General features: G+C 71.6%; 20 protein-coding genes. 11 read left to right on the plus strand and 9 right to left on the minus strand.

The genetic code is table 11. The annotated features are described in order from the left end of the window. Positions 1–2: 2 nt before the first annotated feature. A complete protein-coding gene (locus tag ABZ471_RS15275; RefSeq protein ID WP_359066468.1) occupies positions 3–3,731 on the plus strand; it encodes a CHAT domain-containing protein in 3,729 nt (1,242 codons plus the stop codon). A 65-nt stretch (positions 3,732–3,796) separates the two neighbouring features. On the opposite strand, the gene ABZ471_RS15280 is transcribed toward ABZ471_RS15275, so the two are convergent. The 5 genes from ABZ471_RS15280 to ABZ471_RS15300 all read right to left on the minus strand — a co-directional run bounded on the left by ABZ471_RS15280 (position 3,797) and on the right by ABZ471_RS15300 (position 8,478). After that, a complete protein-coding gene (locus ABZ471_RS15280; protein WP_359066470.1) occupies positions 3,797–5,086 on the minus strand; it encodes a GAF domain-containing SpoIIE family protein phosphatase in 1,290 nt (429 codons plus the stop codon). Between the two features lie 33 nt (positions 5,087–5,119). Then, positions 5,120–5,527, minus strand: coding sequence for a peptide-methionine (R)-S-oxide reductase MsrB (msrB, locus tag ABZ471_RS15285; RefSeq protein ID WP_359066472.1), 408 nt, complete (start codon positions 5,525–5,527; stop codon positions 5,120–5,122). Between the two features lie 17 nt (positions 5,528–5,544). Further along, entirely contained in the window at positions 5,545–6,933 is a 1,389-nt protein-coding gene (gene murC / locus ABZ471_RS15290) for a UDP-N-acetylmuramate--L-alanine ligase (RefSeq protein WP_359066474.1), read from the minus strand. A gap of 64 nt (positions 6,934–6,997) precedes the next feature. After that, complete coding sequence (locus ABZ471_RS15295; RefSeq protein WP_359066477.1) at positions 6,998–7,471, minus strand: indole-3-glycerol phosphate synthase; 474 nt, start codon at positions 7,469–7,471, stop codon at positions 6,998–7,000. A 128-nt stretch (positions 7,472–7,599) separates the two neighbouring features. Next, complete coding sequence (locus tag ABZ471_RS15300) at positions 7,600–8,478, minus strand: pyrimidine reductase family protein (protein WP_359066479.1); 879 nt, start codon at positions 8,476–8,478, stop codon at positions 7,600–7,602. A gap of 37 nt (positions 8,479–8,515) precedes the next feature. On the opposite strand from ABZ471_RS15300, the gene zapE reads away from it, so the two are divergent. The 7 genes from zapE (at position 8,516) to ABZ471_RS15335 (ending at position 14,984) form a co-directional block, all read left to right on the plus strand. Beyond that, entirely contained in the window at positions 8,516–9,619 is a 1,104-nt protein-coding gene (zapE, locus tag ABZ471_RS15305; protein WP_359066481.1) for a cell division protein ZapE, read from the plus strand. A 199-nt stretch (positions 9,620–9,818) separates the two neighbouring features. Further along, positions 9,819–10,214, plus strand: coding sequence for a hypothetical protein (locus ABZ471_RS15310; RefSeq protein WP_359066483.1), 396 nt, complete (start codon positions 9,819–9,821; stop codon positions 10,212–10,214). Positions 10,215–10,289: 75 nt separating this feature from the next. Then, the gene (locus ABZ471_RS15315) at positions 10,290–10,868 is read left to right on the plus strand and encodes a carbonic anhydrase (protein WP_359066485.1); all 579 of its coding nucleotides are present in this window, start codon (positions 10,290–10,292) and stop codon (positions 10,866–10,868) included. Positions 10,869–10,876: 8 nt separating this feature from the next. Beyond that, entirely contained in the window at positions 10,877–12,394 is a 1,518-nt protein-coding gene (locus ABZ471_RS15320) for a SulP family inorganic anion transporter (RefSeq protein WP_359066487.1), read from the plus strand. A 168-nt stretch (positions 12,395–12,562) separates the two neighbouring features. After that, on the plus strand, positions 12,563–13,429 hold the full coding sequence (locus ABZ471_RS15325) for a slipin family protein (RefSeq protein WP_359066489.1): 867 nt from the start codon (positions 12,563–12,565) through the stop codon (positions 13,427–13,429). A 10-nt stretch (positions 13,430–13,439) separates the two neighbouring features. Beyond that, the gene (locus ABZ471_RS15330; protein ID WP_359066491.1) at positions 13,440–14,009 is read left to right on the plus strand and encodes a YbhB/YbcL family Raf kinase inhibitor-like protein; all 570 of its coding nucleotides are present in this window, start codon (positions 13,440–13,442) and stop codon (positions 14,007–14,009) included. A 120-nt stretch (positions 14,010–14,129) separates the two neighbouring features. After that, positions 14,130–14,984 carry a polysaccharide deacetylase family protein gene (locus ABZ471_RS15335; protein ID WP_359066493.1) on the plus strand — a complete coding sequence of 285 codons (855 nt, stop codon included), beginning with the start codon at positions 14,130–14,132 and terminating at the stop codon, positions 14,982–14,984. A 39-nt stretch (positions 14,985–15,023) separates the two neighbouring features. Here ABZ471_RS15335 and ABZ471_RS15340 read toward each other — a convergent pair whose 3' ends face one another. Both ABZ471_RS15340 and ABZ471_RS15345 read right to left on the minus strand, forming a co-directional pair. Next, on the minus strand, positions 15,024–15,695 hold the full coding sequence (locus ABZ471_RS15340; RefSeq protein WP_359066495.1) for an ABC transporter: 672 nt from the start codon (positions 15,693–15,695) through the stop codon (positions 15,024–15,026). Continuing rightward, on the minus strand, positions 15,692–16,570 hold the full coding sequence (locus tag ABZ471_RS15345; RefSeq protein WP_359066497.1) for an ATP-binding cassette domain-containing protein: 879 nt from the start codon (positions 16,568–16,570) through the stop codon (positions 15,692–15,694). The genes ABZ471_RS15340 and ABZ471_RS15345 overlap by 4 nt, the downstream gene beginning before the upstream one ends. A 131-nt stretch (positions 16,571–16,701) precedes the next feature. Between ABZ471_RS15345 and ABZ471_RS15350 the strand changes: the two genes are divergently transcribed. The 3 genes from ABZ471_RS15350 to ABZ471_RS15360 all read left to right on the plus strand — a co-directional run bounded on the left by ABZ471_RS15350 (position 16,702) and on the right by ABZ471_RS15360 (position 19,390). Further along, the gene (locus ABZ471_RS15350; RefSeq protein ID WP_359066499.1) at positions 16,702–17,436 is read left to right on the plus strand and encodes a peptidyl-tRNA hydrolase; all 735 of its coding nucleotides are present in this window, start codon (positions 16,702–16,704) and stop codon (positions 17,434–17,436) included. Positions 17,437–17,747: 311 nt separating this feature from the next. Continuing rightward, positions 17,748–18,233: a hypothetical protein gene (locus tag ABZ471_RS15355; protein ID WP_359066501.1), complete on the plus strand. Its 486-nt coding sequence runs from the start codon at positions 17,748–17,750 to the stop codon at positions 18,231–18,233. A 68-nt stretch (positions 18,234–18,301) separates the two neighbouring features. Then, complete coding sequence (locus ABZ471_RS15360) at positions 18,302–19,390, plus strand: XRE family transcriptional regulator (protein ID WP_359066503.1); 1,089 nt, start codon at positions 18,302–18,304, stop codon at positions 19,388–19,390. Positions 19,391–20,191: 801 nt separating this feature from the next. On the opposite strand, the gene ABZ471_RS15365 is transcribed toward ABZ471_RS15360, so the two are convergent. Beyond that, the gene (locus ABZ471_RS15365; protein WP_359066505.1) at positions 20,192–21,361 is read right to left on the minus strand and encodes a methyltransferase domain-containing protein; all 1,170 of its coding nucleotides are present in this window, start codon (positions 21,359–21,361) and stop codon (positions 20,192–20,194) included. Continuing rightward, positions 21,361–21,492 (minus strand): hypothetical protein, encoded by a 132-nt coding sequence (locus ABZ471_RS15370; protein WP_359066507.1) that lies wholly within the window; start codon positions 21,490–21,492, stop codon positions 21,361–21,363. Before ABZ471_RS15370 ends, ABZ471_RS15365 begins: the two co-directional genes overlap by 1 nt. Between the last annotated feature and the right edge of the window lie 65 nt (positions 21,493–21,557).

The raw sequence follows: 21,557 nt of genomic DNA on the forward strand, positions 1-21,557 counted from the left end.
ACATGACGACGGACACGGCTCGGGAACAGGAGCCGGCCGGCGAGGACGGCCGGGCCGGGCGGGAGCGGCTGCTGCTGGCGATCCGGGCCCGGCTGGACGGCCTCGGCAGTCCGGACGGCGCCGCGGCGCTGCACACGGAGGAGGCGTACGCCGAGACCGACGCACTGGCACGGCACCTCGTGGACACCGGCCCGGACGGCGGTCACGACGTCGACCAGGAGGTGGCGTACACGCTCGGGTTGGCGCTGCTGGTCCGCGCGGACACCCGGCCCGAGGCCCCGACCGCCGACCTGGACGGCCGTAACGGCCTGCTGCTGCTCGCGCCGTTCTACTGCCATCTGCCCGGCACCCCGGACGTCCTGCCGCCGCCGCTGCGCGCCGGTCTCGACGAGCTGCTCGGCCCCGAGGGCCGGCGTCCCGAGGAACCCCAGGCGATCGTCCACGAGCATGCCGCGTCCCTCTCCAACGTGGCGATGCTGCTGCTGGAGCTGGGCATCGTGCTGGCCTGGCCCGAGGCCTGGGAGGCGGCCGCCCGGCTGACCCGGCAGGCCATGCCGTACCTCGCGCCCGAGGGACACGACCGGGCGCTGGCCGGCTGCAACCTCGGCTATGCGCTGCTGCTCGGCAGCGTCCGCGGCGAGGACCGACCCGGACGGGTCGCCGAGGCCGTCGCCGTGCTGCGCACCGCGTTCGCCGCCACTCCCCCGGACCACCCCAATCACGCCCGCTGCGCCAACGGACTCGGTCTCGCGCTGATGGCCCAGGCGGGTGCGACCGAGAGCCGCTCTCTGCTGGCGGAGTCGGCCGGGTTGCTGCGCACGGCGACCCGGAGCGCCGGCCCGGCCGACGAGAACGTGGCGCAGATGCACTCCGACCTCGGTTACGCCCTCACCATGTACGCCGCGAGCGCCGACGAGGACGAGGAGGTGGGCCCCGAGGTGCGGGAGGAGGCCGTGGCCGCGCTCCGCCGCTCCGTCGACCTCACTCCGGCCGAGGAGACGGAGGCGCTGCGGGACCGTCTCGACCGGCTGGCCGGGGCCACCCGGATCGGCATGCCCCGGGGCGACCGGACGCGCTCGGCCGCCCAGGCCGCGGAGGCCGTCGACGTCCTGCGCCGGCTGCTCGGCCTGACGCCCGTGGGCCACCCGGAGTGTGCGGACGTCATGCTGCGGCTGGCGGACAGCCTGATCGCCGCGCGGCGGCCGCAGGAGGCCATCGATCTGCTGACCGGCGCCGACGCCGTGTTCGCCGACGACACCGAGCAGGCCGGGAAGGCCGAAGGGCTGCTGTACCGGGCGGCCGTGCTGAACGGCGAGCTGTCCTCCCGTGCGGACCTCAGCCCCGAGCAGGAGGCCGACTCGGACGCGATCGACGCCATCATGCGGTCCGCGCTGTCCGGCGAGGGCGACGGCCACCCCATCGCCGCGGTGATGCGCCTGCTCGGCATGGGCCCGGAGGGCGGCGGCAGTCGCAGCCAGGAGCTGATGGACTTCGGCTCGCTGCTGCTCGGCTACCCCGAGGAGGTCTCCCTCGACGACATCATCACCAGGGCCGTCGAACTGGAGCTGCGGCGCATCGCCCGGCTGCCCGAGGACGAGCGCGCCCAGGCGCTGGCCGAGTTCATGGAGGGCCGCACCGCCGACCCGGAACCCGTACCGGCGGTGCGGGAACCGGTCGACACGAGCCGCCTCGACGAAGTCTTCGACGTCCACGAGCGGTTGCTGCACCGGCTGGCGCCGGACACCCGCGAGTACCGTCTGGTGAAGGACGGGCAGGCCATGCTGACCCTGGCGAGGCTGATGCACGAGCCGGACGCGGACGAGGCCAGGCTCGGCCGGATGCGCGCCTCGCTGCCCCTGCTGCGCGAGATGGTCGAGGACATGCCGCAGCGGATGCAGGAGCTGGGCATCGCCCCCGAACTCTTCGGCGGCTACACGGCGTTGGCGTACGCGTTCGAGTCGCCCTTCGACCAGTTGGAGTATCTGGAGAGAGGCGTCCGGGCGGCCCGTGACACGCTGTCCGAACTGGCCCCCGGCACACGGGAGTACGACGAGACACGCAGCTCCCTGGCTCTCGCACTGTTCATCCGGTACGCGCTGTGGTCCGAGGAGGCGGACTTCACCGAGGCCGAGGAGATCGCCCGCGAGCTGACCGCCGTACCCGACCCGGAGCTGCGGACCGTCATGCTGCTGTCGCAGTGGACGTCCGCGGTGCACTCCCGCATCCGCAACGGCCAGTTGCTCGGCGCCGAACTGCACCGCACCGAGCAGCCCGGGCAGTCCCCCAGCCTGGTGACCCGGCTGGCCTCGGACTCGGCCGCCAAGGCCCTGGACGACCGCGACCCCGTGGGCGCCCTGGAGAGTCTGGAGGACGGCCGGGCGCACCTGTTGTCCACCGCGTTCAACGCCCGCCGCGAACTCTCCGTGCTGCACAGCGCCGACACCGACCGCTATGCCCGGCTCCGGACCGCGCTGGACGGCCTCCGGTCGCTGCGCCGCGACCGGGATCCCGGCCGCTGGCCCAGTGACGAGGAGGCGGACCGGTACCGTGTCGCGCAGGAGGAGGCGGCCCGGCTGATCACCGAACTCCAGCAGCGTCCGGGCTTCCGGCGGTTCCTCACCCCGCTGCCGCTCGGCCTGGACGACCTGCTGCCCGCCGCCGCGGAGGGGCCCGTGGTCAGCGTCAACGTCCACCCGCGCCGCTGCGACGCCCTCGCGCTGTGCCCCGACGGGCTGCGCACGGTGAAGCTGCCCCGCCTGTACGCCTCGGACCTCGTCGCGCAGGCCGAGTCGTTCCGGCTGGCCGTCGAGGTGCTGACCGCCGGGCCGCGCGATCCGCTGTTCGCGGAGGCGCGGGAGATCTTCACGGGCACGCTGGCCTGGCTGTGGGACGTCCTGGCCGAACCGGTCCTGGACACCCTGGGGTTCACCGGCCCTCCGCAGCCGGGTGCGCCCTGGCCGCGCCTGTGGTGGGCCCCGTCGGGCGTGCTCAACTCCTTCCCGTTGCACGCCGCCGGGCATCACGGCCCGGGCGCACCGGCGGGCGCGGCGGTCCTCGACCGGGTGGCCTCCTCCTATACGCCCACGCTGCGCGCCCTGCTGTTCAGCCGGGCCCGCCGGCGCGCGGACCCCGGCCGGCGGGGAGTCCTCGCGGTGGCGATGCCCGAGACGGCCGGGCAGGCGCCGCTGGCCCGGACGGTCGCCGAGGCCACCACGGCGGTCGCGGCGGGCGGCGGCACGCCGCTGATCGGAGCGGCCGCCACCCGGGAGGCGGTGCGTACGGCGGTGCTCGACGCCTCGGTGGTGCACTTCGCCTGCCACGCGGACAGCGACCCGCAGGACACGGCGGCCGGCCGGCTGCTGCTCGCCGACGGCGACCTGCACATCGGGGAGATCGCGGAACTGCACCTGGAGTCGGCCGAGTTGGCCTATCTGTCGGCCTGCGGAACGGGCCGGGGCAGCTCCGCGCCCGCCCTCGTCGACGAGGTGATCCACCTCGCCTCCGCCTTCCAGCTGGCCGGCTACACCCAGTCGGTGGCCACGCTCTGGGAGGTGGGGGACGATTTCGCCGCCGACGCGGCGGCCGCCTTCCACCGCACCCTGGCCCCCGCCCTGCCGGACCCCGGCCCGCTGCCCGCGGCCCTCGCCCTCCACCACACCGTACGGGCCCTGCGCACGGCCGCCCCGGAACGGCCCTGGACCTGGTCGGCGCTGCTGCACGCGGGTGCCTGAACGGACGGTGACGGAAAGCCGGGGCGGTCGGCACGCGCCCGGTCAGGGCATGGCCGTGCGCACCGTCACCCCGTCACCTCGACGCCGTCCAGTGCCTCCCCGACCGTCTGCCGCGTGTGCGGCCGTGCCGCGAGGACCGCGACGTCGTCCTCCGCGTGGCGCGCGTCCAGGCCGCTCAGGATGGTGTCCAGGACGTCGTCCACACCGTTGCCGGTGGGAAAGCGCAGGGCCGCTATACGGGCGAGGGAGCGGTCGATGTCCTCGCCGCGGCGTTCCACCAGGCCGTCGGTGAACAGCACGAGGGTCTGTCCGGGGTCCAGCGTGTGGGTGGTCGACTCGTATCCGCCGAGGCCGGTGCCGAGCGGCGGCCCCACGGTGACGGGCAGCAGTGAGGTCGAGCCGTCCCGGTCGATGAGCACGGGCGGCAGATGGCCGGCGCTGGCCAGGGTGACCTGCCCCCGGCCGGGGTCCACGCGCGCGAGCAGACAGGTGGCCGGCCTTCGCTCGGCCTCACCGGCGGCGATGTCGTCCATCTGCCGCAGCACCCGGTGCGGGGGCAGTTCGGAGGAGGCGATGTAGCGCAGCGAGGAGCGGTAGGCGCTCATGTCGACGGCGGCCTCGAGGCCGTGGCCCATGACATCGCCGACGACCAGCAGGGTGCGGCCGAAGTGGAGCCGTACGGTCTCGCACCAGTCGCCGCCGACCAGCACCCGGCTGCCGACCGGGAGGTAGCGGATGGCGACGTCCAGGTTCGGGTGCGGTCGGCCGGGCTCCGCAAGCAGAGCGCGTTGCAGGTCACCGGCCGTGGTGCTGACCTGTTCGTAGGCGCGGGCGTGCCGGATGTGCGAGGCGGCGCGTTCGGCGAGAAGGGCGAGCTGCTCGGCCTCCGTGCGGGTGAACCGCCGCCTGTGCCGTGCCGCGACCAGCACGCCGTACTGGTCGCTGCCGCTGGTCAGGGGCGCGCAGAGCGCGTGACGTCCGAGGCCGGTGGACGGCTGCTCGATCCAGGGTTCCGGCTGTCTGTCGGCCGCCGGGACGCCCGCGTCCCGGGCCACGGCCATGGCCCAGCGGGCGTCGGGGAGCAGGTCCGCCTCCCCGGCGATCGCCTCGTACCCGGAGACGATCTTCCCGGTCCGGCGCATGACCGCGGCCCCGCCTCCGGCCAGCCGTACGGCGGCCCGGGTCAGCTCGGCGCAGGTCGTGCCCTCGTCGAGGGTGGTGCCGATCCCGCCGGCGGCGGCCCGCAGGGCTTCCAGCCGCGCCGCGTCCGCACCCTCCGGCTCGCCGGCCCCGTGCTCTCGACGGTGGCGGTCGGCGGGCAGGGGCCTGCGACGGGACTGGATCCAGCGCGGCACACCCAACACCCTCACAGAATCTCAAACAACCCCCTACTGCTCCTCCGGCTCCAGCCGCAGCGAGATGCTGTTGATGCAGTACCGCTGATCGGTGGGGGTCGCATAACCCTCCCCCTCGAACACATGGCCGAGGTGAGAGCCGCAGCGGGCGCAGCGGACCTCGGTGCGGACCATGCCGTGGGAGCGGTCCTCGATCAGCTCCACCGCGTCGCTGTCCTTCGGGTCGTAGAAGGACGGCCAGCCGCAGTGCGACTCGAACTTGGTCGTGGAGGTGAACAGCTCGGCACCGCAGGCGCGACAGGAGTAGACACCCTTGGCCTTGGTGTCCGTGTACTCACCGGTGAAGGCCGGCTCGGTCGCGGCTTGGCGCAGGACGGCGTACTCGGCCGGCGTCAGCTCCGCGCGCCACTGCTCGTCCGGCTTCTCGACGTCGTACGACATGAGCCTCAGCCCCTTTACTACTGCGACAGGCGGTCCAGGATCTGCGGGCCCAGGTCGGTCACGTCGCCCGCGCCCATGGTGAGAACGAGATCACCGGGCTTCGCCATTCCCGCGATCACCGCCGGGATCTCCGCCTTGTCGTGGACGGCCGTCACGTCGGCGCCCGCCGCACGCGCGGCCTCGATGATCAACTCGCTGGTCACCCCGGGGATCGGGTCCTCGCGGGCCGGGTAGATGTCGAGCACGACCGAGGCGTCGGCGAGCGCCAGCGACCGGCCCATCTCCGTGCCCAGCTCCTGGGTGCGGGAGAACAGGTGCGGCTGGAAGACGACCAGGATCCGGGAGTCACCGGCGGCGGAGCGCATGGCCTCCAGGTCGGCGGTCATCTCGGTGGGGTGGTGGGCGTAGGAGTCGATCACCTGCACACCGGCCACCTCGCCCTTGAGCTGCAGGCGCCGCTTGACACCGGTGTAGGCGGCCAGCGCGGGCGCCAGCTCGGCGGCGGGAACACCGAGGGCGGCGCCGGCGGCGAGCGCGGCGACCGCGTTGTGCGCGTAGTGCCGGCCGGGCACGGAGACCGCGAAGGTCAGCTCCTGCCCGTCGAGCACCACGGTGACCTGGCTCTTCAGCCCCTGCGGTACGACGGCCAGGACCCGTACGTCGGCGTCCTCGGCCGCGCCGTAGGTCACGGTCCGCACCGACCCGGCCAGCCGCCGCGTCAGCTCCCGCGCACCCTCGTGGTCGGCGGAGACGACCAGCGTGCCGCCGGGCACGATCTTCCCGGCGAAGGTCTCGAAGGACTCGTAGATCTCGTCGATCGAGGCGTAGTTGGCGTGGTGGTCCAGCTCGACGTTGAGGACGATGGCGACCTCGGGGGCGTACTTGTGGAAGCTGCGGTCCGACTCGTCGGCCTCGGCGACGAAGATGTCGCCCTCGCCGTGCAGCGCGTTCGAGCCGGGCGCGTCAAGGTCGCCGCCGATGGCGTACGAGGGCTTGAGACCCAGCTCGCCGAGGGAGACCGCCAGCATGGAGGTGGTGGTGGTCTTGCCATGGGTACCGGCCACGGCGATCGGCCGCAGGCCCTCCATCAGCGCGGCGAGCGCGTCGGAGCGGTGCACCACCGGGATGCCCAGCTCGGCGGCGCGGGCCAGTTCCGGGTTGTCCTTGCGGATCGCCGACGACACGACGACACAGCTCGCGTCGTCGGCGAGGTGCTCGGCGGCGTGCCCGATGTGCACGGTCACGCCGAGGACCCGCAGCGCGTCGGCCGTCGCCGAGTCCTTGGCGTCGCTCCCGGCAACCTTGGCCCCACGCTGCGCGAGGATCTTGGCGATGCCCGACATCCCGGCGCCGCCGATGCCGATGAAGTGCGGTCGGTCCATGGCGGTGGGAAGGCCGGGTGCCATGCGTGTCTCCATAAGATCCGGTACGAGCCTGAGCAGCCCTAGCCTATGCGCTCCGCAACGGCGCCTAGGCCTTGCTGTGCGAGAACAGCTTCAGCACCGGCACGCCGACCTTGTGCCGGGCCCGAGAAGCCCAGTCCCGGTGGAAGAACTCCTCCACATAGTGAGGATCGGTCAGCACGATGACCTCGTCGGCCGCCACCTCGGCGACCAGGGCCTTCAGCGCGTCCAGCGGATGATCCTCGACCAGCCGCCCCTCGGCCTCGCTGCCGGCGGCCCGCAGGGCCGTCAGGGACACGGCGAGCGCCTGCTGCCCCACGCTGCGGGCCTGCTCGCCCTCGGGCGTCGCACCCTCACGAACCGCCTCGTCCAGTTCCCCGAGCGCGATGTCGTCGATGGCCCGCAGCAGACGGTCCGCCTGGTCGCCGCGCGGCTGGAGCAGCACGTGGAAGGAGACCGGCTCGTCCCCGTGCAAGGTGGTGACGAACTCCACGTCGGCGGACGTCAGGGCCTTCTCGATCATCAGAACGCTTGTGAACACCAGGCGCCTCTTCTCCTCCGTGGGCCCTGCAGGGCCCTGCGGAAACCATCCTGCCCCGTGCTCGCACGGGTAGTGCCGGACCTAGTGTGCCCGCCGGAAGTCAAACGGAACGGCAGATTCCGCCGGTTTCAGGACCGACGGTAACGACTGAACAGGAATCCGTCCTCTTCCAGCAGCGACACCAGTTCGAAGCGGAGCGGATCGGCGACGGACGGCCCCCAGGCGACACGCTGTGCGTCCCCCGCGGTGAGCATCGGCGAGAGGGTCAGGCACAGCTCGTCGAGCACCTCCGCGGCCACCAGCTGGCCGAGCAGCCTGGGTCCGCCCTCGGTGAGCAGCCGGGTGAGGCCGAGGTCGGCGAGGGCGCGTACGGCGCGGGCCGGGTCGACAGCCGCGCCCTCCCCGGCGACGACCACCCGGGCGCCGGCCTTCTCGGCCGCGGCGACCCGGTCCGAGGGGGCGCCGGTGCCGGTCAGGATCAGGGTGGGCACCAGCGGCGCGGTGAACAGCGGGAGGGAGAAGTCCAGGTCGAGGCCGGCGGTGACGATCGCGATCGCCGGGGCCGGGCCCTGTCCCGCGGCCTGCCGGGCCTCCGCGAACTCCGCACGCGCGCGTGCCGGGCGGTACCCCTCCTGACGTACCGTTTCCGCGCCCACCACGATCGCGTCCGCGAGCGCGCGGAGCGTGCCGAAGACACGCATGTCGGCCGCGCCGGAGATGGGCTGGGAGTGCCCCTCGTGCTGGCCGGCGCCGTCGAGGGTGGACACCATGTTGGCCCGCAGCCACGGCCGAGGCGGGCCGGAGCCGGGCGCCTGCTCCGGATAGGCGTAGGCACCGGCCAGCTCGGCGAGGCTCCACTCGCGATTCACGAGCAGGTGGGCCCTGGCGGCCTCACCCAGCGCATGAGCGGCACGAGCACCGGCCGTCCCATGCACCTCCTCCCCCTCCGTGCCCCCGCCGAAGGCCTGGGCTGCTGTTTCGTAGGTCACAGGGAACAGGCGTCGCATGTCGTGCAGTGTGACACGGCGCTTAGCATGGGTGACCGTGTCGTCCTCCACCGCAGCCCCCGGTTCCAGCCCTTTGACCGACGCGGGCCCGCTGTCCCTGTGCACCCGTGAGCCGCACGTCCCCGCGGACCGGCTCGTCGCGGAGATGGTGCCGCCGCCGCGCTTCGACTCGGTCCGCTTCGCCACATACATCCCGGACCCGAACCAGCCCAGCCAGACCGAGGCCGTGCAGGTCCTGGAGGGCTTCGCGACCGGCCTCGGCGGTGCGCACGCCTCCGGCGCCGGCCGGCGCGGCTTCTTCGGGTTCGGCAGGGCCAAGGCGGCCAGGAACCCGGCCGGCCCCCGCGGTGTCTACCTGGACGGCGGCTACGGCGTCGGCAAGACCCACCTGCTCGCCTCCCTCTGGCACGCCACCCCGGCCGAGCCCGCGCTCAAGGCGTTCGGCACCTTCGTGGAGCTGACCAACCTGGTCGGCGCCCTCGGCTTCCAGCAGACCGTGCAGACACTCGGCGGCCACCGCCTGCTGTGCATCGACGAGTTCGAGCTGGACGACCCCGGCGACACCGTGCTCGTCTCCACCCTGCTCGGCAAGCTGGTCGAGGCGGGCGTGGCACTCGCCGCCACCTCCAACACCCTGCCCGGCAAGCTCGGCGAGGGCCGGTTCGCCGCCGCCGACTTCCTGCGCGAGATCCAGGGCCTGTCCGCCCACTTCCGCCCCCTGCGCATCGACGGCGAGGACTACCGCCACCGGGGCCTGCCCGAGGCCCCGGCGCCGTTCTCGGACGAAGAGGTGACGAAGGCGGCGTACGCCACCGCGGGCGCCTCGCTGGACGACTTCCCGCATCTGCTGGACCACCTGGCCAAGGTGCACCCGAGCCGGTACGGCGCCCTGACCGACGAGGTGACGGCGGTGTGCCTCACCGATGTGCGGCCGGTGCCGGACCAGTCGACGGCGCTGCGGCTCGTGGTGCTCGCGGACCGCCTGTACGACCGCGAGGTCCCGGTGCTCGCCTCGGGACTGCCCTTCGACCAGTTGTTCAGCGAGGAGATGCTGAACGGCGGCTACCGCAAGAAGTACTTCCGCGCGATATCCCGGCTCACCGCACTGGCCCGGGACGCGAAGGGCCTCGTCGGCCGGTAGCCACTGCCCCGATAGTCGATCAAAAGTCTGCGGGTCAAGAGCCAGTTCGCGCCATGCGACCCGCACTTTTCACGCTCTCTTGCGCGCGTAACCCTCAGTTAACCCTGCAAAGGACTTTGCAGGGTTAATGTGTTTCTTGACCAACCATTGACCAATGCTTGGTAGGGACAAGAGGCGCGAACTTCTGGGAGGAGGGCGCATGTTGCGAGGTAAAACGGTCCGGACCGTACTCGCCCTGCTCGCCGTCACCCTGTTCGCCCTGCAGTTCTTCGCACCCACGGAATCCTTCGCATCCGCGCACACGCAGAGTCATGCGAAGGCCAAGGCAGCACCCGAGTCGGTGCTCCTCTCGAAGCCCGCGCGCCCCGTGGCGTACACGATCCGCGACGGCGGCTGTGCGCAGAACCCCCTGGGCACCCGGCACCTGACCGACCGGCAGCGCGGCTCCGCCTCCGGGTGGACGCAGGAGCATCCGCCCATAGCCCGGCAGACGGCCGCCCCACAGACGCCGGCCGCATCCGGTGCCCCGCACCACCGCACCACGAGATCCTCCAGAGCCCACTCCCCGGCAGCTCTTCAGACCTTCCGCTGCTGAGAGACGGCTCGCCCCCACACGAACGTCGTGCAAGCCCGACGCGCCATTGAGGCGCGCCAGGAGGAGTCCACACACATGCAGCCCCTCATCGACAACGCCCGTACCTTCGGACAGCGCCCTGAGGAGTTCGCCAAACTCGCCGAAGGCCAGTCCCCGCAGGTGCTGTTCATCACCTGCTCCGATTCCCGGGTCGTCCCGGCCCTGATCACGGGCGCCCGCCCCGGCGAGCTGTTCGAGCTGCGCACCGCGGGCAACATCGTCCCGCCCCACACCTCGCTCCACCCCACCAGCGAGGCCGCCACCATCGAGTACGCCGTGGAGGTGCTCGGCGTCCGCGACATCGTCGTCTGCGGACACTCGCACTGCGGCGCCGTCGGCGCGCTGGTGCGCGGCGACGACCTGACCGCCGTACCCGCCGTGCGCGACTGGCTGGCGCACGCCGCCCCGCGCCCGGCCGGCGCGGCCGAGGACCCGGAGGTCGCCGAGGGCGTCCAGAGCCATGTCCTGACCCAGCTGCTGCGGCTGCGCTCGTATCCGTGCATCGAGCGGAAGACGGCACAGGGTCAGCTGGGCCTGCACGCCTGGTACTACGAGGTGCACACCGGCGCCGTACGGGCGCACCGCCCGCAGACCGACACCTTCGAAGCCCTGTGAGCGCGCCGATGAACAGCACTCCCATATCCCGTTTCCCCCATCTGAGGCAGGACTTCGCCGCCTCCCTCGTCGTGTTCCTGGTCGCGCTCCCGCTCTGCGTGGGCGTGGCCGTCGCCTCCGGAGTCCCGGCAGAGCTCGGACTTGTCACCGGCATCGTGGGCGGCCTCGTCACCGGGCTGATGCGCGGCAGCAGCCTCCAGGTGTCCGGGCCGGCCGCCGGTCTGACCGTGCTCGTCTACGAGGCGGTCAGGGAGTTCGGGCTGCCGATGCTCGGCGCCATCGTGCTCACCACCGGTCTGCTCCAGCTCCTCATGGGCCTGCTGAGGCTGGGCCGGTACTTCCGTGCCATCTCGGTCTCGGTCGTCGAAGGCATGCTGGCGGGAATTGGTCTGGTCCTGATCGCCGGTCAGCTGTATCCGGCCATGGCGGCCAAGGCCCCCGACTCGGGCCTGGGCAAGATGGCCCATCTGCCGGGGGCGTTCTGGGACGCCTTCGGCGACGGTGCGGCGCTCTCCTCGCTCGCCCTGTGCGCGGGCACCGTCGCGGTGCTGGTGCTCTGGAAGCACGCGCCGGCGAAGGTGCGTACGGTGCCCGGTCCGCTCGCCGCGGTCGGCCTCGCCACGCTGGCCGTGCCGGTGTTCGGCCTGCCGGTGGCCACCGTCGAGGTGAAGGGGCTGCTGGGCGCCGTCCAGCCGCCGCCGCTGAGTGCCTTCGCCGAGTTCGCGGGCGTCGGGGTGCTCGGCACGGTCGTCGCGTTCACGCTGATCGCGTCCGCCGAGTCGCTGTTCAGCGCGGCGGCCGTGGACCGGCTGCACGACGGACCGCGCACCGAGTACGACAAGGAACTGGTCGCGCAGGGCGCGGGCAACGCAGTGTGCGGGCTGCTCGGCGCGCTGCCGATGACCGCGGTGATCGTGCGCAGCGCGGCCAACGTGCAGGCGGGTGCCCGTACGAAGGCCTCCCGTGTGCTGCACGGCGTGTGGCTGCTGCTGTTCGCGGCCCTGCTGCCGGGCGTGCTCGCGTACATCCCGATCCCGGCTCTCGCGGGCATCCTGGTCTACTCCGGCGCCAAGCTCGTACCGGTCCGGGCGCTGGCCGTGCTGTGGCGCGAGCACCGGGGCGAGGCGCTGATCCTGGCGGTGACGGCCGTGTCGATCGTGGCGGTCAGCATGTTCGAGGGCGTGCTCATCGGCCTCGCGCTGGCCATCGTCAAGACGGCCTGGGAGGCCTCGCACCTCCGGCTGGAGGTCGTCGACAAGGGTGCGGGCCCCATCGAGGCGTACCTGTCGGGCAACGCGACCTTCCTGCGGCTGCCGAAGATCCTCGACAGCCTGGAGTCGCTGCCCCAGGACCGTCCGGTGCGCCTGAACCTGTCCGGCCTGCACCACCTGGACCACGCCTGCCGCACCGCCCTGGAGAACTGGGCCGAGCGACACAGCGCGGCCGGGACCGAGCCGGTCCAGGTCACGGAGCCGGACAAGCCGCCCAGAGCCACGGCCGCGTCCCGGCCCACCGAACCGGTGTAACCGGATCCCCCTGTTACGGCCACTGACCCCGGGCCGGGGTGCCGACGCCCCTCGGCACCCCGGCCCGGACCCGGCCCGGACCTCGGCCCGGCCCATGGCTTCCGCCTCGGGCCGGGCATATCGTTGCAGCAGCGGACAGAAAGCAGGCCTCTCGGTGAGGAGGTCATCATGCTCCAGGAGCTGCTGGGGGCCGCCGCGGCGTTGGGTTCCGTCGGCGTCGTCTACCTGGCGATGGCGGCACGGGTGGTCAAGCAGTACGAGCGGGGTGTGCTGTTCCGGCTCGGACGGGTCACGCGCGACGTACGCGAGCCGGGCCTGAATCTGGTGATCCCGTTCGTGGACCGGCTGCACAAGATCAACATGCAGATCGTGACGATGCCGATCCCCGCCCAGGAGGGCATCACCCGCGACAACGTCACCGTGCGCGTGGACGCGGTCGTCTACTTCCGCGTCGTCGACGCGGTGAGCGCGCTGGTGAAGGTCGAGGACTACAAGTTCGCGGTCTCCCAGATGGCACAGACCTCGCTGCGCTCGATCATCGGCAAGAGCGACCTGGACGACCTGCTCTCCAACCGGGAGAAGCTCAACCAGGGCCTGGAGCTGATGATCGACAGCCCGGCCGTCGGCTGGGGCATCCAGGTCGACCGGGTCGAGATCAAGGACGTGTCCCTGCCGGACACGATGAAGCGGTCCATGGCCCGCCAGGCCGAGGCCGACCGGGAGCGCCGGGCCCGGATCATCAACGCCGACGCCGAACTGCAGGCCTCCAAGAAGCTCGCCGAGGCCGCTGCACAGATGTCCGACCAACCGGCCGCGCTCCAGCTGCGACTGCTCCAGACGGTGATGGCGGTGGCGGCCGAGAAGAACTCCACGCTGGTCCTGCCCATTCCGGTGGAACTGCTGCACTTCCTGGAGAGGGGTCAGCAGCAGATCGCACCGAACATTGACGGACGGCAGCAGCAGATCGCGCCGAACGGTGACAGAGGGCAGCAGCAGATCGCGCCGAACAGTGACGGAGGGCAGCGTTCCGGCTAGCGTGCCGGGCATGCGCAAGGGTTGGGTGGTTGCCGTGGCCGCAATGGCCGTCGTACCGGGGTGCGGGGACGGAAGCGGCCCGGCCCCCTCCTCCCCCTCCCCCACCGCCACCGCCACCGCCACCGCCACCGGCCGGCTCACGGTGACGAGCCCCGCCTACGCCGACGCCGGCACCATCCCGCGCCGCTACACCTGCGAGGGCGAGAACGTCTCGCCCCCGCTCGCCTTCACCGGCGTACCCGAGCGCACCGCCTCCCTGGCCCTCCTGCTCCAGGACCCGGACGCCCCACGCGGCACCTTCATCCACTGGCTGGCGTGGGGCATCGACCCGCACACCACGCATCTCGCCGCCGACGAGCAGCCGCGGGGGGCGACGGAGGGCCGCAACGGCTTCGGGAAGACGGGCTACGGCGGCCCGTGCCCGCCCCGCGGCGACCGCCCGCACCGCTACGTCCTCACGGTGTACGCCACCGACGGCAGCCCGGACCTCGCCCCCGACGCCACGCCCGCCGACCTGCTCGGCGCCCTGTCCGGCCACACCCTCGCGACGGGCACCCTGACCGGGCGGTACGGCCGCTGAGCGGCATACACCGTACGGGCGGCAGGGCCGGGCGGGAGCCGCCCGCCGCGCGGGTGACGACACCGCCACGCCATGGTTCATTTCATCTGATAGCCGGTCATTTAGTACTACTTTCATACGGTGATTCCATCAGTACGCCGTATCACCGCCGTCTGCGCCCTGAGCGCGGCCCTCGCCGCCTGCGGTACCGCGGGCACCTCCGGCACCGCGCGCCCGGCCCACGCCAGGCCCGCAGCCCCCGCCTCCCCGTCCGCCACACGGCCGCCCGTGCTCTCCCCGGGCCCGGGCGGTCTGACCCCGGTGTTCGAGCACGGCCCGCGCACCCTGGGCAAGACCGTCGCGCTGACCTTCGACGCCGACATGACCGCCGACCAGGGGCCCCGCGCCGCCTCCGGCGAGCACTTCGACAACCCGGACCTCATCGGCACCCTGCGCACGCTGAAGGTGCCGGCGACCATCTTCATGACCGGCCGGTGGGCCGAGCAGTACCCGGCTCAGGCCCGTTCCCTCGGCCACGACCCGCAGTTCGAGGTGGCCAACCACTCCTACAGCCACTACGCGTTCACCGACAACTGCTACGGGCTGCCGACCGTCGGCGCGGACCTGATGCGCAAGGACGTCGAGCGGGCGTACGCCGCCCTCCGCACGGCGGGCGTGCCCGACGCGCTGCCGTACTTCCGTTTCCCCGGCGGCTGTTACGACCGTGCGGCGCTGCGTGCGCTCAACGGGGTCGGGGTCACCGCGGTGCAGTGGGACGTGGTGAGCGGCGACGCGTTCGCCACGGACGCCGACGCGGTCGCCCGGCAGGTGCTGGACGGGGTGAAGCCCGGGTCGGTGGTCGTCATGCACTGCACCCGCAGCGCCGCCCCGACCACCGAGCGGGTCGTCCGCACGGTCGTGCCGGAGCTGCGCAGGCAGGGCTACCGGTTCGTGAAGGTCTCCGAGCTGATCGGCGAGACGAGCGGCCACCGGTGACCGTCCTGGAGAGGCAGGAGGCACAGCGCGCTCGCCTGTTCAGGGTGACCGGCGGGAGGTGAGTGCGCTCGCCGCCGCGAAGGCCGCGGCGGCGACGAGGGCCGCCCCGGCCAGGGGCAGCAGCGGCACCGGGACGCGGCCGGACTGCGAACCGGTCACCAGGCCGCTCACCGCGGCCTGGGCCGGGGAGCCCGCGAGTACCACCGCCAGCAGCGCGGCCAGCAGCATCGCGGGCACCGCGCGGCCGGTGGAGCGCAGCAGGGGCCGGTTGGTGAGGGCGCCGACGGCACTGCCGAGCAGGGCGCAGACGAGGGCGGCCAGCAGTCCGGCCGCGCCTGCCCTCAGCGGCGGGACATGGATCCGGTGGCCGTTGTTCGTCGGGGCGCTGATCAGCGTCACGACCAGGGTCGCCGCCACCCCGAGCACGGCCGCGCCTATCAGTGCGGTCAGCAGGCAGGCAAGGTGGGCGCGGGCGGGGCCGCGCGCCGCGGCGACGCAGGCACGGGCGGCGTCCGGCTCGTTCGTGACGCAGATCCGCACCAGCCACGCGGCCACCGGCAGCAGGGCGGCGGCCGCGTAGCCGAGCGAGTCGAGCACCGGCTGACCGCTCTGCACGCCGATCGCGAGGAAGGCGGCGTAGAGAATCACCGGCGGCAGCCAGCGCTGAGAGCGCAGCAGCAGGTCGGCCTGGTAGCGCAGGAGGGCGGTCATGGGTGGCTTCCCGGGTCGAAGGGAGTGGTGCCGTCGGGTCCGACGCTCACCACGTGCCAGGGCGGGCGGGCCGTCAGCAGGACGCGCAGGAGGACGTCCGAATGGGAGGCGGGGACGGTCAGGCGGCGGACTCCGGGCGTGGCCTCCTCGTCCGAGGCGACCGTCCGCATCGCCTCGGACGGCAGCTGCGCGCCCGGTGGCCCCTGCACGGTGACGACGGTGAGCGGGCCGTCCGGCAGTGAACTCCGGCTGTCCGTACGGTGCTTGAGGCCGCCGTCGACAACCGCGTACGTGGCGTCGGGCGCCCCGGCCAGACGGCGCGGGTCGTGGTCCACGAAGACGACGGCACTCCCGGCGGCGGTTCGCTCGGCCACCGCCCGTTCCAGCTCGGCCCGCGCGGCCGCGTCCAGCCCGGTCCACGCCTCGTCGAGCACCAGCAGCTCCGGGTCGGCGAGGAGGGCTTGCGCGACGGCGACCTTCTGACTGCTGCCCTTGGACAGGCGTGACATGGGGGTGGCCGCGTAGGCGGCGGCGCCGAACCGCTCCAGCCAGGTGTCTGCCGCTTTGGCGGCGCTCCGCCGGGAGAGGCCGTTGATGGTGCCGAGGTGGGTCAGGTAGCCGGAAGCCGTGAAGGGCAGGGCCGAGGGGAAACGCTCCGGGACGTAGGCCGTGCGGGGGCGGCCGCTGACACGGCCTTCGGTCGGGGCGTCCAGCCGGGCGACGAGGCGGAGGAGGGTGGACTTTCCGGTGCCGTTCGCTCCTTCGATGCGGGTGAGAGTGGCGGGGGTGAGCGTGAGGTCGACGCCTCTTAACACCCAGGGGCCGCGGAGGCCGTAGCGGCGGCCGACGCCGACCAGCCGTAGGTCACGTTGCATGGGGCAATCTTGTCCGGTCGCGGCAGAGAGGCTGATCATGAGTCCGGTGTGCGAGACGTCCTCGGTCGGTCGCGCCCACGCGACGGAGCCGCAGAATTCACGTTGCCCCGCGCCCCTTAGGGTTGACTGGTGTGAGCCATGTTCCCACGTCACCCGGTGACAGTCCCTTCCAGTCCGAGCGCAACCCCCGCGACGAGGCACCCCAGTTCGTGCTGCCTCTCGTCGTCCGGATCGAGCGGGGTGCTCCTCCCGCCCGGACCGATGCGCTGGAGACGGCCGCCCGGGCTGTGCTCGTGCTGCTCGGGGACGAGCGGGCCACCGGGGACGGGGAGTGGGCCGAGGCCGTGCGGGACTGGGAGGATGCGCGGATCCGGAAGGTCGTGCGGCGGGCCCGGGGGGCCGAGTGGCGGCGGGCCGAGGCGCTGCCCGGGATCACGGTGACCGGCAAGTCCGCGGAGGTGCGGGTCTTCCCGCCGGTTCCGCTGGACGGCTGGCCCAAGGAGCTGGCGAAGCTCCAGGTGTCGGGAACGGAGCTGGACGATCCGGAGCCCCCGGTCGGGGCCGATCCCGCACAGCCGGTGCTGTGGCTGAACCCGGAGCTGGACATGTCGGCCGGGAAGGCGATGGCCCAGGCGGGGCACGGCGCCCAGCTGGCCTGGTGGGCGTTGTCCGACGAGGCACGTTCCGCCTGGCGCGAGGCGGGCTTCCCGCTCGCGGTACGCAGCGCCGATCCCGCCGAGTGGCGCCGACTGACCGGCAGTGGGCTGCCGTTGGTGCGGGACGCGGGCTTCACGGAGATTGCCCCCGGGCTAACTCTTGCAGTCGAAGGGGGCAGCCGCTTCTGCCCTCTCCCACGCAAGCGGTAGCCCGTCCGCAAATTGCAGCCAGGCCGGACACACGCCGCGGCGATTCTTATAAATCTCGCACCTCATATGAGGTAGGGTCTTTATAAGCCTGCTGTCGACTCCCGGAGGTTCCCTTGGCCCTGTCCGTCGTGAAGCCGTCGCCTGAACCCGATGATGTACGGGCCCAGTTGGGCGGCATGGGGACCAGGTTGGAGTTCCTGCACGACGTACTGCGCGCAGGAGAGACGGCGAGGCGTACCGCCGTCCCCAATGACCCAATCGGAACGGGGGGCCGACGGGCTTATGAGGCACACGTGCGGACCATCCGCGAGGTGCACATCGAGCACGAGGGGTGGGCCCGGCTCATTCATGGCCGCCTCGAGCTTGTCTGCAGTCCGGACCGGTCGGTTGCGATGGGCGTGATGGTCGGCGACGCCGCCACGGGGCAGGCAAGCTTGTTCCCGAAGAACGCGCGCCGACGCGGACCTGCTACCGACATGGTCGCTCGCGCCAATGCCGGCGAGGGCGCCCCGAACGTACAGACGGCTCTGTTCGCAGCCGCTGCCGGCCCTAATGGGGTTGCACTGAGCGAAGAAGAAGCATGCGCCCTGAAGACCTGGTTCCTGCTGTCCTACCGCACCAAGGTTGGCGACGCAGTACGGATCGACTGCGAACTGTCGCAACCAAAGAGGTTCGAAGGCGGCTTCGTGGTCGAATGGGGTAGGCGGATTCCGCTTCCCACTCTCGCGATGGACGGAATCGAACCTTTGAACGATGATGGGCCTGGAGAGATCGACATCCCCGTCGACTTCCGCTGAAGCCCATTGGTGGGGCGGCGAACCCTGTCGCCCCACCGCGCACCACCAATAACTGAGGCAGCCCCCACATGGTGACCCCGTCCCGTATCACACTGGCCCGCAAACGCAGGGGCCTCACCCTCGCTGAGCTGTCGGACCAGGCCGGGGTGTCACTGCAGAGCCTGTCGAACTACGAGACGGGGCGTACCGCACCACGTCCCGACACCCTCGGCAAGATCGCCTCATCACTGGACTTCCCTGCCGCATTCTTCGAAGGCCCCACACTGGACGAACTCCCCTCCGAAGGCATCTCCTGGCGGGCGCGCAGCAAGACGTCGGCGAGGGTCCTCGAAGCCGCTCGGGCCGCTGGCACGCTCGGCGCGATGCTGTACGACTGGATCGACGAAAGATTCCGTCTCCCAGCAGCGAACGTGCCCTCACTCGGCAAACCCGACCCGGAGACAGCCGCTGGCATGGTCCGCACCCGCTGGGGTCTGGGAGAAGCACCAGCGCCCAACATGGTGCACCTCCTGGAGGCACACGGAGTTCGGGTGTTCTCACTGGACCCCGACCACGCCGAGGTCGACGCATTCGCGGTATGGCGCGACGGTGTTCCGTTCGTATTCCTCAACACGCTCAAGTCAGCCGAGCGGGGCCGCTTCGACGCAGCCCATGAACTGGGCCACCTCGTCATGCACGGCAGCGAGCATGCCTGCTCAGGGCCCGAGGCCGAACGGCAAGCGAACGAGTTCGCCTCCGCGTTCCTGATGCCCCGAGCTAGCGTTCTGGGGCACATGCCGTCGGGCGCGCACGTCGACCAGATCCTTCGCGGCAAGCAGATCTGGAACGTCTCCGCCATGGCGCTGACTTACCGCATGCACGACCTGGGTCTACTCTCCGACTGGCAGTACCGGTCCACATGTGCCGAACTGAGCCGTTTGGGGTACCGGTCTGACGAGCCGCAGGGCATGGGCCAGCGCGAAACGTCGCAGGTGTTGACGAAGGTCTTCACTGCGCTACGTTCAAAGCGCGTTCGCCCCTCGACCGTCGCGGCCGAACTCGGGCTCACCAGTGAGGAAATGAACCGGCTCCTGTTCGGGCTCACCCTCACCACATTCGACGGTGAGGGCCGATACGTGGCGGCTCCGGCGAAGGGCAGCCTGTCCATCGTTCCCTGAGGAACCACACGCACGAACACCACGCGGCCCGAGTTAATCCAGGCTCCTGCACTCACGGAGATTGCCCCGGGATAACTCTTGCAGTTGGCATTGACCGCATCGCGTCCCTACCGCCCCGACAACAGCCGTGACCAGCTACGTCGTGGGCGAAAAGACGTCCCGCGCCCGCCTGACAGCAAAGCCCCGCCGTGCGGGGAGGCTTCCGGACCTCTGAGCGCGGCGGGGCGACTAGAGGAATCCTGCTACCGGAACGGCCGCTTCGGCACAGTGCGTTCGTCATATTTCGGCGGCGCTTCCATCACACCCCGTGTGAAAAAACCGACCAGGGGTGTTACCCGGAGTCACAGACGTCCCGCCCCGCCGAGGTCTTCCGGATACCGGGCGGGGCGGGCGATGCAGAGCCGCATCCGGCGCTCGCTGTTCGCTTTTCTCACCATGCAGCCGGACCGTAAGGCAGATCGATTACCTCTCAAGTAATGACGAACCCCAGGAAGCCCGACCGGCACCCGCCCCGCCGAGTCTTCCGGGACTCGCGCGGGGCGGGCGTGTGAGGTCATCCGGGCGCGACTCGATGCATGGGCCAATCGCCTGGACGACGAGACATATGACCATGGCAATTTCACCACTGTCCATATGCCGTCGACCACTGGAGATTCGTTCATCGAACTGTGATCTGAGCTGGGCAACCGAGCGAGCAGGCCCGCGAAAGCGCAGAGCAACCTGTGGACCGGCTATGTGATGCGGCTGGGCCCCGCCCATCCGCCACGGAGGAAGCGGACAGACGGGGCGCACTGAAGCCGGTCAGACCGGCCAGGCGTTCTCCGGCGAGTCCAGCCATGCACGCTGGCTGCCGTCCATCGCCGCGGTCAGGCCGAAGCGCTCGAAGTCAGGCTGGTCGGCTCCGTGCCACCAGCCCAGAGCCTCACGCACTTCGTCCCACAGCCGCCTCGGACCCTCCTGCCACACGTCGGCCTCCAGGCGGCCGTCGCGGAACATGACGCAGGCCCACGAGCGGTCCTTGAGCCCGTAGAACCACATCGGCCGGGCGCCGTCCCGCTTCTCCGCCACGACACGGTGGCAGTCGCGGACGCGCAGGCCGATCGCGAAGGTCCGCGGATCGAAGCGGCCCTCCCCGAGCAGCTCGCCCTCGGTCACATCCGTCGTGGACCGCTTAGCGCCGGCCATGCCTTCCTCGAGGTAGGCATCGTGGCCCTCGAACGGAAGCCGCTGGGAGCGCAGCTTCATGAACTCCACCGGCCCGGTGAAGCGCCCGCTCGCCTCCGCGTTGTCGGCCCTGAGGCGGACGATGGCATCGGAGTTGCTGAAGTGCGTGCCCCAGGGGGCGACGATGACGCCGCCCGGACGAGTCTGCGCAATCCACTCCGGGGGCACCGTGCGGATTCCGGCCGTAGCGATGACACGGTCGTAGGGCGCTCCCGACGGGTCGCCGAGCGCCCCGTCCCGGGTCAGGACGACGCCGAGCAACTCCTGAGCGGCGAGATGATCGCGGGCAGCGTCTGCCACGTTCGCATCGATATCGATACTCGTGACGCTGTCGACACCCAGCCGGTGGGCGAGAAGGCCGGCGTTCCAGCCGGTGCCCGTGCCGATCTCCAGCACTGTGTGCCCCGCCTGCACGTCCAGGTCGCGCAGCATCCGGAACACCACCGAGGGCATGGACGCCGACGACGTCGGCACGCGCACGCCTTCGCCGCTCGGCTTGCCGTCGTCCCACTGCGTCACGATCGGCACGTCGGCGTCGGCGTACTGGAACCAGAGCCCCGGTTCCTGCCGCAGGTCCACGGCGACGTGTGTACCGGCGGCCATGTCGTACGGCCACATCACCTCCGGCAGGAACGCGGACCGAGGCACTGCCTCGAACGCATCCATCCAGGCTGCTGTGATGGCTCCACGGGCCAGGAGGGAGCGGCCCAGTTCGGACCGCTCCTCCGACAGATCAGGCAGTTTCATCAGCCGATGATCCTCGGGCCGCCGTCGGGGGACGGGGGCTCCTGCGGGCCGGGCCAGGGCTCGCCCGGCAAGCCGTCCCCTCCCTCGCCGCCACCGTCGCCGCTCGTGGCATCGATGAAGTGAAGATCCATGTCGTCTCCTTCGATCGCGAATTCATCGTGGCCCCTTCCCGACCTCTTCGAAAGGGGGTGAACCC

The sequence above is a fragment of the Streptomyces sp. NPDC005728 genome, assembly GCF_040630895.1.
GTDB lineage: Bacteria > Actinomycetota > Actinomycetes > Streptomycetales > Streptomycetaceae > Streptomyces.